The organism is Streptomyces sp. S465 (assembly GCF_026898115.1).
GTDB lineage: Bacteria > Actinomycetota > Actinomycetes > Streptomycetales > Streptomycetaceae > Streptomyces > Streptomyces luomodiensis.
This window is the reverse complement of record NZ_CP114036.1, coordinates 221,637-236,894: the sequence shown is the minus strand read 5'-3', so window position 1 is coordinate 236,894 and position 15,258 is coordinate 221,637. Positions and strand designations below refer to the sequence as shown.

Annotated in this window: 13 protein-coding genes; 5 read left to right on the top strand and 8 right to left on the bottom strand. The window is 71.2% G+C overall.

Annotated features, from left to right (window positions below):
• The first annotated feature begins 24 nt into the window (after window positions 1-24).
• Both N6H00_RS01115 and N6H00_RS01110 read left to right on the top strand, forming a co-directional pair.
• Complete coding sequence (locus N6H00_RS01115; RefSeq protein WP_268969587.1) at window positions 25-309, top strand: hypothetical protein; 285 nt, start codon at window positions 25-27, stop codon at window positions 307-309.
• Complete coding sequence (locus N6H00_RS01110) at window positions 306-605, top strand: hypothetical protein (RefSeq protein ID WP_268969586.1); 300 nt, start codon at window positions 306-308, stop codon at window positions 603-605. Before N6H00_RS01115 ends, N6H00_RS01110 begins: the two co-directional genes overlap by 4 nt.
• A 371-nt stretch (window positions 606-976) precedes the next feature.
• On the opposite strand, the gene N6H00_RS01105 is transcribed toward N6H00_RS01110, so the two are convergent.
• On the bottom strand, window positions 977-1,774 hold the full coding sequence (locus tag N6H00_RS01105) for a serine hydrolase (RefSeq protein ID WP_443073189.1): 798 nt from the start codon (window positions 1,772-1,774) through the stop codon (window positions 977-979).
• 529 nt (window positions 1,775-2,303) lie between these two features.
• Here N6H00_RS01105 and N6H00_RS01100 point away from each other — a divergent pair.
• Window positions 2,304-3,950, top strand: coding sequence for an alpha/beta hydrolase (locus tag N6H00_RS01100; protein ID WP_268969585.1), 1,647 nt, complete (start codon window positions 2,304-2,306; stop codon window positions 3,948-3,950).
• A 164-nt stretch (window positions 3,951-4,114) separates the two neighbouring features.
• Here the strand turns inward: N6H00_RS01100 and N6H00_RS01095 are convergent, their stop codons facing one another.
• The 3 genes from N6H00_RS01095 to N6H00_RS01085 form a co-directional block, all read right to left on the bottom strand.
• Window positions 4,115-5,155: a vWA domain-containing protein gene (locus N6H00_RS01095; protein WP_268969584.1), complete on the bottom strand. Its 1,041-nt coding sequence runs from the start codon at window positions 5,153-5,155 to the stop codon at window positions 4,115-4,117.
• Between the two features lie 110 nt (window positions 5,156-5,265).
• Window positions 5,266-6,567 carry a cytochrome P450 gene (locus N6H00_RS01090; RefSeq protein WP_268969583.1) on the bottom strand — a complete coding sequence of 434 codons (1,302 nt, stop codon included), beginning with the start codon at window positions 6,565-6,567 and terminating at the stop codon, window positions 5,266-5,268.
• 685 nt (window positions 6,568-7,252) lie between these two features.
• Window positions 7,253-7,885 (bottom strand): TetR/AcrR family transcriptional regulator, encoded by a 633-nt coding sequence (locus N6H00_RS01085; RefSeq protein ID WP_268969582.1) that lies wholly within the window; start codon window positions 7,883-7,885, stop codon window positions 7,253-7,255.
• Between the two features lie 151 nt (window positions 7,886-8,036).
• Between N6H00_RS01085 and N6H00_RS01080 the strand changes: the two genes are divergently transcribed.
• A complete protein-coding gene (locus N6H00_RS01080) occupies window positions 8,037-8,774 on the top strand; it encodes an SDR family NAD(P)-dependent oxidoreductase (protein WP_268969581.1) in 738 nt (245 codons plus the stop codon).
• Between the two features lie 192 nt (window positions 8,775-8,966).
• On the opposite strand, the gene N6H00_RS01075 is transcribed toward N6H00_RS01080, so the two are convergent.
• Window positions 8,967-9,878 carry an NmrA family NAD(P)-binding protein gene (locus tag N6H00_RS01075; RefSeq protein ID WP_268969580.1) on the bottom strand — a complete coding sequence of 304 codons (912 nt, stop codon included), beginning with the start codon at window positions 9,876-9,878 and terminating at the stop codon, window positions 8,967-8,969.
• Between the two features lie 90 nt (window positions 9,879-9,968).
• Here N6H00_RS01075 and N6H00_RS01070 point away from each other — a divergent pair, with 90 nt between their 5' ends.
• Complete coding sequence (locus tag N6H00_RS01070; protein ID WP_268969579.1) at window positions 9,969-10,916, top strand: helix-turn-helix transcriptional regulator; 948 nt, start codon at window positions 9,969-9,971, stop codon at window positions 10,914-10,916.
• A gap of 148 nt (window positions 10,917-11,064) precedes the next feature.
• Here the strand turns inward: N6H00_RS01070 and tpg are convergent, their stop codons facing one another.
• The 3 genes from tpg to N6H00_RS01055 all read right to left on the bottom strand — a co-directional run bounded on the left by tpg (window position 11,065) and on the right by N6H00_RS01055 (window position 15,252).
• A complete protein-coding gene (gene tpg, locus N6H00_RS01065) occupies window positions 11,065-11,622 on the bottom strand; it encodes a telomere-protecting terminal protein Tpg (RefSeq protein WP_268969578.1) in 558 nt (185 codons plus the stop codon).
• A gap of 7 nt (window positions 11,623-11,629) precedes the next feature.
• Entirely contained in the window at window positions 11,630-13,873 is a 2,244-nt protein-coding gene (gene tap / locus N6H00_RS01060; RefSeq protein WP_268969577.1) for a telomere-associated protein Tap, read from the bottom strand.
• A 347-nt stretch (window positions 13,874-14,220) separates the two neighbouring features.
• A complete protein-coding gene (locus N6H00_RS01055; RefSeq protein ID WP_268969576.1) occupies window positions 14,221-15,252 on the bottom strand; it encodes a nitronate monooxygenase in 1,032 nt (343 codons plus the stop codon).
• Window positions 15,253-15,258 lie beyond the last annotated feature (6 nt).

Here is a 15,258-nt window from a genome sequence, read left to right as displayed (position 1 = left end):
ACGAGGGAACGAAGGGAACGAGGGATGAGCGCACAGCCGGACCACCCGACTGACCGCCAGGTCACGGCGATCCCGCACACGATCAATGCCATCGGTGACGCTTTGCGCGGTGCGCAGCGGGCCCGCTTCTACAGCGAGGTTCTGGCTGCCGAGGAGGAGGACGTTCCCGGCGTCATGCGCAGCTGGTGGAAGGCCGCGATGCTCGATCGCGCCCCTGGTGCCGAGGACAGCCGTGCGAACGCCGCTGCCGGCCGCCGCCTGGTGTCTGTGGACGAGCTCGCCGACCAGCTCGAAGGGGCCGCTCGGTGAGCGACGCCCCGCGCCGCGGCTGGACCGTCTGGACGGAGGAGATCCCGGCTCAGACGATGCTCGACATGCCACCGGACCTGTCGAAGAAGGTGGTCAACTTCCTGCGCGCGTTGGCCCTGGAGGTCGGTGGCGCGATCGACCGTGACCGGCGGCCGCCCGGTGACCCGATGGACGACATGGACGACCTCGGCACCCGGTACAGCCTCCAGAGCCCCGGCGAGCCCGTCGTGTTCGAGTACGTCGCTCTCCGCGACATACGCGAGATCCGTATCCCGGTGCTGGTCTGGTTCCGCTGACCGAGCCCTGGGCGCCTCGGGGTCGCCGAGCTTCATGGCTCGCCGGCAACTGCCCGTGGGCACCGTGTGGCGATCGATAAAACCGTTTGCGCCCTGCCCGACAGCCGGCCCACCGGCTGGAGGGCCGGTTGGGAATGGCGGACGTGGCAGGCGGCAGCCGCCGGCATCGACTCCTGGTCAGGTGCGGGGAAGGCCACGACAGCAGCCCACTGCGGGTTCCAGCTGCCGTCTGGGTTGACCGGCGGCCGGAGGCCAGCCAGAACGATCCGAGAGCGATACCGATGGTGATCGGTACGGTCAGCGCTCTGTCTGGCTTCTCCGCCACCGGGGACGGCGGCCGGGGCTCCAGGTCGTAAGGCAAGGCCCCCAGCTCATCCCGGTGAGTGAGCGCTGGACGCGGGGGCGTTGAGGTTCTTGTGGACGGCGCGGGCGATGCCTTCGATGGTGGCGATGCCGTCGTCCATCGTGGCGTTGTCCTGCGAGAGCACCGTGATGGTGTAGTCGTGGTCGCCGCCGGTGAAAGCGCCGAGGCTGTGCACACGCCAGCCGTTCGTGGCCCGCTCCAGCCAGCCGTTCTTCACATGCACCTGCGCGTCGCTCGGCGCGCCGGCCGGGGTTCCCCAGCGCTGTGAGGGGATGACCTCGCTCGTCAGCTTCAGGATGTAGGCGCGGGAGTCCTCGTTGAGCACCGGGTTGGCGTGGGTGACCAGGTGGAGGAGTTTTTCCTCGTCGTTCGCGGTGATCTGGGTGAGTCCCCAGTGACCTTCGCTGTCCAGGGTGGTGTTGGTCATTCCCGCGGCTTGCAGGAACCCGCTGATCCTGTCCGTCCCGAGCTGCTTCCACAGCGCGGTGGTGGCATCGTTGTCGGACTGTGTGATCATGGCGGTGGCGCGGTCCTTCTCCTCCTGCGTCAGGGCGCGATCCTCCTTCTGCGCGTCCCACAGCAGTGTGGCGAGCACGGTCACCTTGACCGTGCTCGCCGAGTCGAACGTGCGGTCCGCATCCAGAGTGCAAGTCGTGTTCGTGGTGCGGTCATGGAGGCTGATCGCGGTCGTGGCGGGGGAGCCGTCCAGTGCCGAGTTGATGTCCTGGGAGAGCTTGTCGGCGAGTTCCGGATTGTCCGAGGTGCAGATCGCCGCCTGCGGGGTGGCTGCGTGAGCCGACCCCACCGCGACGATCGTCGGCACGAGCGCTCCCGCGGCCAGCGCCGCGCGTGACGCCAGGGCGGTACGGGGAGACGGGGATATTCGGCGGTGTCGGCCCATGGTGTGCTTGTCCGTTCGTTCGTGGGGGCGGTTCGTCACGCGGGGACTTTGGCTGCGCCTCGAAGACATCCCGGTGCTCCGGCTCTGGATATCAAGCCGGTCGCAAGTGATGTTCGGATACGTGTCCGAGTCTCACAAGATGGTTCCACAATCCGCACAGCGTCCGGACACGCCGGGGTGGACAACGCCGGTCTGTGGCCAGGGCGTTGACGTCGGTCATGGCTCCGCCGACCGTCCGACCGTTTCCCGTGGCTGACGAGGGACGGCGTACCGGGCACCCCGCACCCGTCCGCTACAACCAGGGGACCAGGCACGAGCCGCCCCATCACTCTCAAGGCGGAGGGGAGTTGGGGCCGCACGGCCGATGTTCCCCGACGCACGCCACCTGAATGATCGTTCCTGTTCGCAACACGTGACCGGAAGGAACGATTTCGTGCGTAGACGAGGTCTCGCGCCCCTGCTGGCCGTCAGTGTCACGGCAACGCTGGCGCCCGTGCTCGCCACCTCGACGGCCAGCGCCGCCCCGGCCGACACGGTTGAGGCGGCCGCCCCGACGTCCGCCGCCTCCTCCTCCGCCACCGCGAGCGCCATGGACTGGTACGTCAAGCAGAAGCCGAAGTGGCAGCGGTGCCAGGACGACCTGCCCGCGGAGTATCAGTGCGCGACGATCAAGGTGCCGCTTGACTACCGGGTTCCCGGTGGCAAGCGGATCGACATGGCCATATCCCGGATCAAGAGCGCCACACCCGACCAGCGGCACGGTGTCCTGCTCTCCAACCCCGGCGGACCCGGCGGTCCGGGGCTCGACATGCCGTTGCACATGAAGGACGCGCTGCCCGGGTCCACCCGGCAGAAGTACGACCTCATCGGCTTCGACCCGCGTGGAGTGGGCCGGAGCACGCCCGTCACCTGCAATCTGGAACCGGAGGAGGAGAACTGGTTGCGGCCGTACCAGGAAGCGACGTTCGACAAGGATGTCGCCTGGGCGCGTGACGTGGCCGCCAAGTGCCGCCAGAAGTCGGGCGACACGCTCAAGCACATCACCACGCGCAACACGGCGCGTGACATGGATCTGCTCCGGGCGATCCTCGGCGAGAAGAAGATCTCATACCTCGGCTACTCGTACGGGACCTACCTCGGCGCCGTCTACACGCAGCTGTTCCCGCAACGGGCCGACCGGTTCGTGCTGGACAGCGCGGTCGATCCGGCGCGCGCCTGGCGGGGGATGATCCAGTGGTGGGCGGAGGGCGCCGAGCCCGCGTTCGACCGGTGGACCGAGTGGGCCGCGGCGCGTTCGGAGAAGTACGGCCTCGGTGACACTCCGAAGAAGGTCGACCGGACGTTCTGGGACCTGGTCCAGCAGGCGGACGAGACGCCCATCGAGATGGACGGGCAGACCTACACCGGCGATGACATCCGGAGCATGATGCGCGGCGCGGTCTTCAGTGTGCAGGACGGCACCGAACTGGTCGTGGAGCTGAAGAAGGCCGCGGCCGGCGAGCCCGCCTCCGCGAAGAAGCTCCCGGCCCCGGCCGGAACGGCGCGCCTGGCCGCTGACTCCGACACACCGGCCGACAACGGCACCGCGAGCTTCTGGACCGTGGTGTGCAACGACAACTCCGCCGCCTGGTCCCGCGACCCCGAGAGCTATCGGCGGGACGCCATCGAGGACAAGAACCGCTATCCCCTCTTCGGCGACTTCGCGTCCAGCATCAAGCCCTGCGCGTTCTGGGACAAGTCCGCTGAACCGGCCACCGTCGTGAACAACAAGGTCGGCTCGCTGGTCGTGCAGAACCAGTGGGACTCCCAGACCCCGCTGCCCAGCGGTCAGGCCCTGCACGCCGACCTGAAGGGCTCGAAGATGCTGACGGTCCTCGGCGGCGAGGGCCACGGCGTCTACCCGAGCGGCAACGCGTGCACGGACGGCACGGTGGCGGGCTACCTGACCACCGGCAAGCTTCCCGCGAAGGACCTGACCTGCCAGGCGACGGCCGACTCGAACGCCGACGCCGGGGAGGACCGGAAGCAGGACGTACCTTCCGGGAGCCCGCTCCCGCAGCGCTCCCCGGACCGCTTCTGACCGCTGAGGCGTGATGCGCGGGAGTCGGGGCGGAAGCCTTGGGGCCGCGTCTCCGAACCGCGGAGCCGCGGCCCCCTCGCTCACCTCGGCGGGCCGGGCTCGGGTCCCGGCTCGCGCCGCCTCAAGGTCACATTGCCAGTCGGTCCGGTGGGGATTCCGGTCTCTCAGATCATGAGCAAGAGCCGGGTGTGGGGGACCAGTTTCCGGTTCACGCTCGTGCTCTGTACGAAGATGGTGAAGTCGTCGTTGCGGTCCGGGCTGACGCGGACTTCCTGGTCCGGCAGGCCGAGCAGGGATCGGGCTTCCGGACCCGTGTATACCCGGTCCGTCTTCTTCTCCAGCACTGCTATCTGCTTTCGCGCCTGGATCTTCTCCGATTTGCTCAGCTGATAGAAGGCACAACCGGTGCGGTAAGTGTGTCCGCATTCGATGACCCAGTCCCGTATCGCCGCTTCGCGAGCCACCGGAATCAGCTGGTATTCCGAGGGATCCACCGGGGTGAGGCCGGCCGCTTCGATAGTGTCCTTGTTGACCGCTTCCGCGCTCGTGGAGAACACCGCCCGCGATCCCCGGATGCCCCGGGTCCGGCCCACCATGAAGTTCTCGGTGGCCTGCTGGATGACCTGCCCTGCCTCCTCCAGACCCTGTGTGCTCGTGGCGTCCCAGATGGCGACGTTGTCCTTCGGGAAGCCGCACTGCATGGCCTCGCGCTTGCCCATCTGGTCCGGCACCAGGACGGCCAGCGTCCAGTTGTCCTCCTGCGTCTCGATCATCTTGGCCACGGCCTGCACCAGGTCACGCTGGTTCTTGGTAGGGGCATCCGGGCAGCGATGACTTGCGTTCTCCTGACCGTCGGTCAGCACGAACGTCAGGAAGCTGTGGTCGCCGTACAGCTGGGCCGTCTGCGCCAGCTCGCGCTGCGACTTGAGTGTGGCCGCCAGCAGAGCCGTCATTCCACCGACCCGGTAGAGCTGCTTCAGGGACGGCATCCGCAGCACGTCCTTGTCGTAGATGACGCACTCCACCTTGTCCGCGAAAACGTACACTGTGACGCGGGTTTCCTGGTCCAGTTCCTTCGACCGGCGGGCCAGATACGCAATTTGCTGGTCGGCGACTTCGACGACCTTGCGGCTCAAGTGCGACATGGACGAACTGGCATCCAGTACAAGAGCAACGTGATTGATGTAGTTCTGGTTTCCGGACATGGCCGCTCCCCCTTTTCTCTCTCGATGCTCCTACCTTCTCACCCACCACTGACAATCGATCTCGGACCGGGCTCTGGTCTCCGGACCAGCCCGCCGCCGGCGGGGGTGTTCTATGAGCCGTCCGGAGTGGGCGTGATGGTGGCGGGCGTCGGGCCGTCGGGGCGGACGGTGAGCCCGAAGACGGCTGAGGCCGGGGTGGTGTGGAAGGAGGGGGTGAAGGCGGGGAGCAGGTGCTCCAGGAGCACGGTCGTCTCGCGCATGGCGAACTGCGCGCCCAGGCAGGCCCGGGGACCGGTGCCGAAGGGGTAGTACGCGCCGTGCCGGGAGGGGCGGCGGTCCTCGCCCGCGGCGGTGAACCGTTCGGGGTCGAACCGCTCCGGCTCGGGCCACAGTGCCGGATCGCGATGGGTGAGGTACGGGCACACGAAGATGTCAGTGCCGTCCACCACGCGGTAGCCGGCGATGGTGTCGTCCTCGGTGGCGTGACGGGGGATCAGCCACGCCGCAGGGTAGAGCCGCAGGGTCTCCGAGACGAGGGCCCGGAGGGCCTTCTCCCGCTCGGGCGATCCCGCGGCTCCCGCGCCCAGGGCCCAGCGGCGGGCTTCGGGATGGCGGTCGAGCAGCAGATACAGCCAGGTCAGCGTCTTGGCAGTGGTTTCGTGACCAGCGGCGAGCAGGGTGACCAGCTCATCGCGGATCAGCTGGTCGGTGTATTCGGGGTGGGTCCTCCCGGCGTCCACCAGGACGTGCAGCAGGCCGGGGCCTTCCGGTCCTGCCTCTTCTCGGCGGGCGGCCGCGATCGCCCGTCCGGCGACGGCGTCGATCCTCGCGAGGTCCGCGGCCACGGCGGCGCGCAGCCCGGCCGCGTCGGCCGACGCGGAGGGGGTGGCCGGAAGGGCGGCTCCTACCGCCTCGACGGCGGCGAGTTCGCGGTTCGTGGTCTCGTCGAGGGGGTGGCCGGTCAGGGAGCGCCAGATGGTGTCCAGGGCGAAGAAGCGCATGTCCTCGCCGACGTCGGTCGGTGTGCCGGTACGGGCGCACTCCGCCCAGTGGTCGGCGGCGCGGCGCGCGGCGCCGCCGATCCGCTGTTCGTAGCGGCGGATCCCGGCGCCGGTGAACTGAGCCTGGAGAAGGCGGCGCTGACGCTTCCACGGTTCGCCGGTGGCCGACAGCACACCGCCTCCGACCAGCACCCGGGCCCGGTGCGAGCGCTTGACGTAGCGGTCCGGATGAAGGGCGAGGACGTGCTGCACCGCCCCTGGGTCGGTGACCAGCACGGTGGGGAGCGGGCCGAGGCGCACCGCGCTGACCCCGCCGAGCTCGCGCGCTTGGACGAGCAGGTCGACCACCGCTCCCGAGGAAGCGCGCCATCGCTGGACGGCCTCCGGATCGAGCTCCGGAGGCAGCGGCATGGCACCGGACCCGGGTGGCGGGACGGGGACGCCTTGCGGGGCTGTGGTGGCCAATGGGCTCTCCTGCTCGGTGACTGCGTGCCCTACGCCATGGCTGCGCCGGGCTCCAGGAACCGCATGATGCCACGCAGTCGGTCGGCGCGGAGCGCCTGCGGCGTGGTTGACGCGCCGACGACTATCAAGACCGGCGGAGCAGTCCGCTGTCCGCCCTGGCCGCCGTGGGTCATCCCCGACGGGTAAGGGCCGTCCGGGCATACGGCCTGACCGGCATGCTCAGCCGGGACTCCGGCATCGCCACGGAGAACCCCTGAGTCTTCCCCGCCGGTCGGCATCGGTCCGTGCCGTGCGGGTGGTGATGATCTGGGGCGGTGGGCCATGTAGGCCATGTGGGGGAGCAACGGCTCGATCCGTGCCCGCCGGGTATCGGCCAACGACACGCAGATCGACGATCGAGTGATGTGTGGGAAGGCGGCCTGCTTGGTCCCGGCGGGCCCCGTATCGGATCTCAGCGCCGGGCCAGCGCGAGCACACTCGGGCCGAGCTGCGGCCTGCAAGCCACTGGCGGCCTCGCCCGGCGGCGGGTGAGCGCCGCGCGCGCTCCGGAGCCGGCGACCGGCCAGGCCGACGTGGTGAGACACGCCAAAGAGGCATGCTGCGCCCGGTCGAGGGCGGCGGTTTTCGCTCGCTACGGCGTACCCGTGAGGTTTTCCATCACGTCGTATACCTGAGCCGTGGTCAGCGGGGCGACGGGCAGCGGTCGTCGCGTGGCCTCCGTGCGCAGTCCGTCGAGTACGAAGGCGAGTCCGCGGCGCCAGGCGTCGGGCGCGGCGTCCGCGGCCGCTCGGGCGAGCGGAGCGTTGGTGGCGAAGATGAGCAGGAGGTCCTCGCTGGTGAAGTCGGGGCGGAGGCTACCGGCCTGCTGGGCGCGCTCGATGACTTGTGAGCCGGCTTCCTGCGCCCGGTCGCAGAGTGTCATCAGCCGCTCGGCGCGCGGGTAGCGTCCGCTGACCACGTCGGCGACCGCGGGATCGGTGGCCTGGAGCTCGCAGACCTTCTCGACGTAGTACGCGAACCCCTCCCAGGCGTCCTCGAGGGACAGGGCGTGCTCGGCGGCTTCGCCGAGGCGGTCCGAGGCCAGGTCGGTGACCACCTCGTCGATGAGCGCCTCGCGGGTGCCGAAGAGGTTGTAAAGGGTGCCGTGGCTCACGCCGGCCCGACGGGCGATCTCTTTGAGGGGCACCTTGAGGCCGCGCTCCTTGAAGAGCTCAGCGGCGGCTGCTCTCAGTTTCTCCGCGTTGCGTTGAGCGTCGGCCCGCATCGGGTCGTGCCTCCTGGTCCTGGCGTTGAGGTCTCCATGGTCGCATCTCCGGACCGAGAAAACCTGACCCCGTGGTCAAGTTAGCTGCTATGGTTTCGGGACATAAGTTGACCCACGGGTCAAGTATGCTGTTGCGGTAAGGAGCAGTCCGATGTCCAAAGTGATCGCCGTCTTCGGTGCCGGTACCGGTCTGGGCGTGTCGGTGGCCCGCCGCTTCGGGCGTGAGGGTTTCCGGGTCGCCCTGGTGGCCCGTCGCAAGGACCGGCTGGACGCCCTCGCCGAGGAGCTCGCCGACGAAGGCATCGAGGCGACCGCCTTCCCCGCCGACTTGTCCCAACCCGCCGGGGTGCCCGCCCTCGTCGAGGCGATCCGTGACCGCTTCGACCGGATCGACGTGATCGAGTACGGGCCGATCAGCACCAGCCAGAGCTTCACCCCGGCCGCCGCGCTGGACGCGGTCACCCTGGAGGGCCTGCTACCGCTGCTGCTGCTCACCCCGGTCGAGGTGGTCCGGGCCGTGCTGCCGGAGTGGACCGAGCGGGGCGACGGCGCCTTCCTGCTGGCCGAGGGTTACTCGGCGGCGCAGCCGATGCCCCACCTCAGCGGCCTGGGACCGGTGATGGCCGCCACCCGTAACTACCTGCACTCCCTCCACGCCGAGCTGGCCGGCGCGGGTGTCTACGTCGGCGTGCTGACCATCGCGTCCCTGATCGCCCGCAGTGAGGTGACCGCCGCGGCCCAGGCCGCCTTCGCATCGGCGGCCGACGGCCCGCACTTCCCGGTCGTCGACCCGGACGACCTTGCCGAGCACTACTGGAACATGTACACCGAGCGCGACCGCGTCGAGCAGTTCCACCCCGCGTCACTGACTCCACGGGCCGCTGCGTAGCGCGTGGAGCGCATGCCCGGAGCGCGGCGAACCGGCCGCTTGCCGAGCGCGTCCCGAGCGGGGCGTGCCGCAGCGACACCGTGTCGATGACCAGCACCTCCACCGACACGGTGATCGGCACACCGCCGAGCCCGGACCGGCCGGCTGTGCCCGGGTGCTTCGGTTGGCCGGTCGAGCCTTGGTCGGCGGCCGTCAGCGCGTGCTGCGCCTCGGCGCGGGTTCGGTCCGGTGCGCGGCGAGCAGGGGGCGCAGGTGCGCGTGGGCCCAACTGGCCAAGGTGGTAGGCGTGGTGGTGTCCTCGTCCCGTGGCTGCTCGGGGGTCAGGTTGCGGGTGCCCGCGGTCATGCCGATGATGCCGGCGACCGCACGCGGCGGCAGGCCGGCCGCGGTGAGCGTATGACGGATGTCGTCGTCCGACACCACCCGCAGCCGGATGTCGCGGTCGAGCGCCACCGTGAGGATCTCCGCGACCCGCCGCCACGACAGGTGCTCGGGGCCGTGGACGCCCTGAGCGGTGCGGCCGTGCCAGGTGTCGTTCAGCAGCCGGGCGGCGGCGATGTCGCCGATGTCGCGGGGGTCGACCCATGGCAGGGTCCGGTCGGGGCCGTCGGCGGTGGTCAGCCGGCCGGCGGCGAGGTCGTCGAGAGCGGCGAGCAGGTTGGTGAAGAAGTAGCCGCAGCGCAGATGCAGTACGTCGGCGCCGGTGGCGTCGAGTTGTTCCTCGATGGCGGCCAGCCCGTCGATGTGGCCGGCGCCGTGCCGCATTTCCGCGCCGACACTGCTGAGGAACACCACGCGTCGCACACCGCCTTCCCGCACGGCCGCGGCCATCACGGCTCCGGTGCGGCGCGATGTGTCCACCGGGTCCTGGACGGTGTGCGGTGTCGGGTCCACCAGGAAGGCGGCAGTGGCACCCGCCATCGCTGCGCGGACGAAGCCGGCATCGGTGAGGTCGCCACGGCGGGCGTCCACCCGCGCCCGGACGTCCGGCTTCAGCCGCGCCGGGTCGCGCAGCAGGACGCGGGGCCGCGCGCCGGCCTGGAGCAGCAGCCGGACCACCCGCGAGCCGACCTGGCCGGTAGGTGTGGTGACGACGATGGTCATCGGGTCTCCTCGGTGTCGTGGAGCTGTGTGCGCGGCACCGTAACCGCCCTTGCGGCCGGAACCTGACCGCAAGGGTGCGAGGCTGGGCGCATGAATCACCCGAGCGCCCGGATGCTGGAGTTGCTGTCGTTGCTGGCTGCCGGGGTACCGCGCCCGGGGGCGGACCTCGCGGCCCGGCTCGGCGTCTCACCGCGCACGCTGCGCAGGGACGTGGAGCGGCTTCGGCGCCTGGGCTACCGGGTGGAGTCGGCGCGCGGCACCGGAGGCAGCTACCGGCTGCCCGCCGGGCAGGAAGTGCCGCCACTGCTGTTGTCCGAGGAGGAGGCGGTGGCCACGGCGGTGGGACTGCGGCACGCCGCCGCGGCGTACGGAGGCGACGGGCCCGGTCCGGTCGACACCGCCCTGCACAAGCTCGAGGAGGCGCTGCCCGTCCGGCTGCGCGGCCGGATCGAAGGGCTACTGGCGGCCACGGAGGTGCCGCCCGGACCGGGCCGGGCAGACGATCTCGGCACCGTGGAACGACTGGCCACCGCCACACACCTGCGCTTCCACGTGCGTTTCCGTTACGCCGCCCGTGACGGCGGCGCCGGCGAGCGCCGCGCGGAGCCGCACCGCTTGGTGCTCTGGGCGCACCGCTGGTACCTGCTGGCGTGGGACGAGGACCGCGCGGACTGGCGCACCTTCCGGGCGGACCGGATCGCCGGTCTGCGGGTGCCGGGTACGACGTTCTCGCCGCGCCCGGTCCCCGAGGAGTCCGCCGGGCTCTTCCCCCGCCCGGGGGAGCCGAAGGGCGCGGTGCTGTTCCTGGCGCCGGCCGGCGCGGTCGCGCGGCGGCTGACCGCTCGGGCGGGCACACTGGAGCCGACCGGCCCGGACCGCTGCCGGTATCTCACCGGCGCGGACGACTGGGACTGGCTGGCGGGCGCCCTCGCCTCGGTGGGCCTGCCCTACCGCGTCGAAGGCCCTCCGGAACTGGCGCGCGCCACCCGGGTCCTGGCCGCGCGGGCCGCCGCGGCCACGCCCCAGGCCCGGATCTGACCCGATGATCGCCGATCTCGCAGTGGGCCGAAAGCCGCCTCGGCGCCTTCAGCCTGCCGGTCCTGCGGCGCCGGCCGGCGCACACGCTCACCGGCCGACTGAAGCGCTCAGGCACATCCGGGCTCGCGGACTGATCAGGGCGTGGCTGCTACAGCTCGAATTCCAGGTGCTCGATATCGGTGAAGCGCACCTCTTCCAGCTGGCCGGCGCGGCGGCCGTTGTCCTGGAAGTACACCTCCTTGAGCGCTTCGGCGGCGATCTCCCGCAGCTGCTGGTCGCCGGCGCCGGCCTCCTGGGCCTCGAAGAGGCGGGCGGCGTACCGGGGTGGCAGGGCGAGGGTCAGGTGCCGGATGCGGTCCTGGTCCGTGGAGCCGATCGGTGCGGTGTAGCCGAGGCGGGCGCGGGTGTCGATGACGATGCCACCGGTCGTGGCTGCCTTCTGCCGGGCCTTGGCCCGGATCTGCGGCTGCCACCTGTTCTTCACCTCGCGCTCCAGGCGCGCGGCGAGCCGCGGGCGGGGCTTTTTGATCTGGTCCTTCACGTACCGCTCGACGGTGCGCTGGGAGACCCCCAGCAGCTCGGCAACCGGCATGGTGCCCTTGAGCTGCCTGACGAGGTACCGCATCCGCGCGCCCGCGCTCTTGGGCGCCGGGCGGGTGAACGCCTTGTGCACCGCGGCGTCGAGGCCGTCCCCGAACATGGTCATCGGCTACCTACTCCCCGTTGTCGGCGTCGGTGACGGTGCCGTCCTTGATGTACCGGGCCAGGTTGAGCGCTGGGGCGTCGAACCGGTCGCGGACTTCTTCGCCCCACAGGACGGTCTGGGTGCCCTCCCACTTCACCAGGCCCGGGTTGACCCCGAGCTTGAAGCCGCCCGGCAGTGGCTTGCCGTCCCGGTAGGGCAGGAAGTCCAGCGGTGTGGTGCCGTCGGTCGCGTACACCACGCAGTCGGAGAGGATCGCGACCGGGTACTGACCGGTGAACGCCGCATGCTTGAGGATCTTGCGGTGCAGGTTGATCCGGGTGCGGGAGATGACCGCTGCGCGGATGTCCGGCCGCCACGTGGGACGGGCGAGGGCCCGCCACGGCCGGCCCGGCCGCCAGCCTTCGCCGCGGGGCCGCTCGCGCAGCTTGCCCAGGCCGCCCTTGACCGTCGCCTTGATCGCGGAAACCACGATCGCCAGTTCCGGGTCGCGCTGCTGGTAGCCGTCCATGGCCGTCAGGAAGTCCGCCGGTGCCAGGTTCGCGTCGACGCCGAGGTCGGCCATCGTGGCGAGGTAGGCATCGCGCAACCGGTTGTACCAGGCGTCCAGATAGCGGCCGTTGTCGTGGCGCACCCACGCCTCGATCGGGCGCACCTGGTACCCCAGCTCCTGGGCGTAGGCGACGGTGGGTGTCGCGTACCAGGCAGGGCCGTCGGGGCGCTCGCCCTTCGGCGTGAACGGGCTCGGCAGCAGACTGCTGTCCAGGTCCGCCCACGTGTCCTTGGCGATCTTCACCCGGGACAGGTCGACATGGGACAGGTCGACCAGCCACGATCCGGGCAGTTTCGCGTCGAACACCGGCGCCTTGACGTGCGTCGGCGCGCCAAGGCCCACGACCAGGCCGTTCGCTCCGGCGGCGAAGGCCATGTTCACGTCGATGCCCACCAGGTGCCGCAGGGTGCATTCGGCGTCGGTCATGGGCCGTGCCCAGTCGTACGCCTCCTCGAACAGCTTCTCCGCCGGGCCGCGCACGTGGAAGCGCGGCAGGTCCGCCAGCAGGGGATGCCCGTCGGGTGCCTCGCACGGAGCGCAGTCCACCGGGTCCTTGCCCAGCGAGCCGGGGTTGTGCTCGGAGTGCCGCTTGCCGTCGGCGTCCGGTTCGGAGGCGCGGGTCGCCGGGTGGAGCGCGGTCATCAGTTCCAGGCCGGTGACGGCGGTGGAGCCGCGCGGCGTCATCACCCGGGACGCGTACACCCCCAGGAGCCGGGCGAGTTCCGGCGGCGGAAGCTGGCCGGCCTGGCCCCAGTGCCGGGAGTCGAGCGCGTGCCAGGACGGGATGCACAGCTGCACGCAGGTCCGTTCCGAGCGCTGCGCGGGGCGGTAGACCCGCGCCCACGGCCCGAACCCGCGTTGGGTGAGCTTCCAGTCGGCGCGGCTCAGCTGCTTGATGACCTTGTGCCCCTCCGGGATCCGCCCGGCGAGCCGCTCCTCCTCCGTGAGGGTGACCGGCAGCCCGTAGCGCTCCAGCGCGGCCTCGGTGAGCACGAGCAGCGGGTCGGCGTCCTTGCCCGGCCCGGACAGCTTCGGCTGCCCGAGCCTCGCCTCGCGCAGCGTCCAGTCCACCAGGGCCGGGAGGGACTTGGCGGGTACGTCCAGAACCAGGCCGCCGGGGCAGTACGCCAGCACCTGGCCGTCCTCGACGTCGACGACCGCGAGCGGTCCGTTCTCGAACCGCGCGGCGACCGGCGCCGGGGTGCCGGCCGGGGCCGCCTTCTTCACGTCCGGGTGGCGCGACGTCGACGACGTCCTTGCGGTGCGCGCCGGACGCGGCGCAGCGGCAGCAGCGGGGGCGGGCGGAGCGGGGGCGGGCCGGGCGTTTCCAGGGGCTGCCGTCATGGCCGCGGCCTCCGGGGCCGGGCCGGTGGACACGGCCCGCTCCGCCGGGGCAGGCGTGTGGGGGGACGCGGCCGGCGCCGGCGCGGCCGTCGGCTCCCGCGGCGTCGCCGGCGCGGGGTAGAGTTCCGCGAGCTTGTTCAGCAGCCGTGCGTACGCCTCACGCTCCGGCCCGCGCGGCTCGGTGGGTTTCTTGCTGGACTCCCAGCCGGACACCGTCGCCCGGCGCACCTTCAGGGCGGCGGCCACTTCGTCCAGCGTCAGGCCGTGCGCCTGGCGCAGCCGCTTGCGCTCCTCTGCCGGCGGCAGCGGCGAGCGGGACGCGACCAGTGCGTCGACCGCGTCGAACAACTCGGACATGGGACACCTCCGGGTCGGCACCCTATCGCAACAACCGTACGGACAGCGTACTTTTGCCGTACGGACGGCGGGCGAAGGGTGTCCGAGTGCAACGCCGGCCCGTCTCGGCGACAGCCCATGCGTACTGGACCGTCGGATGCAGGCCTCGAGTGGTAGGGGTGCGGGTCGATGCCGCACACGCAGGCCGTGGTGATGCGCGCGCAGGTGGGAGTCACCGCTCGCTTCCGGGGGGTCTGTTCACGACCGTACCGCCACGGCCGACGGCGGGTCAGGGCCATACGTACGAGGAGCGGCGGCACCGGCTGGTGCCGCCGCCCGGCGTTGGCGGGCACGATCCTGAGGACCGATCACAGGCCGGCCGCGAGGCGGGTGAGGGTTTGGGCGGCAGGTTCGCTTCGGGCGTGGCGGTAGCCGGTGCCTGCCCACAGGTGGATGAGGCCGGTGTCATTGGCTGCGGTGGCGGCCTTGCGCAGGGCGCTGGTGAGGTGGTGGAGGGCGGGGTAGCCCAGTGGGGCGATGGATTCGTAGTCGTCGATGAAGCGGTTGCGCAGGGCGCGGGCGGGGCGGCCGGTGAAGGCGCGGGTGGTGACGGTGGTGGTGAAGGCGGGGTCGCCGAGAGCGGCTTTGTGGGCGGCCGAGGCGCCGCTTTCGTGGGTGCGCAGCAGTGCGGTGCCGGCCATGGCGGCGTGGGCACCGGCTTTCAGGGCGGCCGCGGTGTCGGCCGCGGTGGCGATGCCTCCTGCGGCGATGACCGGGAGGTGGGTGGTGTGGCGTACGTCGCTGACCAGGTCGGGCAGGGGGATGGGACGGGGGAGGCGGTCGGGGGTGAGGGTCGCGGAGTGGCCGCCGGCGGCGGGGGCTTGGACGATCAGCAGATCGGCGCCGGTGTTCGCCGCGGCGAGGGCTTCGGCGGGGGAGGTGACGGTCTGGGCGACGAGGGTGCCCGCCTCCTGGAGGGCACGGACGGTGTCGGGAGCGGGCAGCCCGAAGGTGAAGGAGACCAAGGGCACGGGGTTCGCGAGCAGCAGGTCGAGTTTCCCGGTCCAGGCGTCGTCGTCTTCCGCGGGCGGCTCCGTGGGGAGGGTGAGACCGTAACGGTCGGCTTCTTTCTGTAGCGCGCGGGCGTAGGCGCGGTAGTGGTCCGCGGCGATGGGCACGGGGTTGGGGGCGAAGAGGTTGACGCCGAAGGGCAGGCCGTCGTCGCGGACTTGGGCGATCTGGGCGGCGAGGTCGTGCGGGGTTTTGTAGCCCCCGGCGAGGAAGCCGATGCCTCCGGCGCGGGCGGCGGCCTTGACGAGGGCGGGGGTGCTGGGGCCGCCGGCCATCGGGGCGGCCCAGACGGGCAGGGGCGTCTTCAGCGACGACAGGTCGCGGGGCATGCGGAA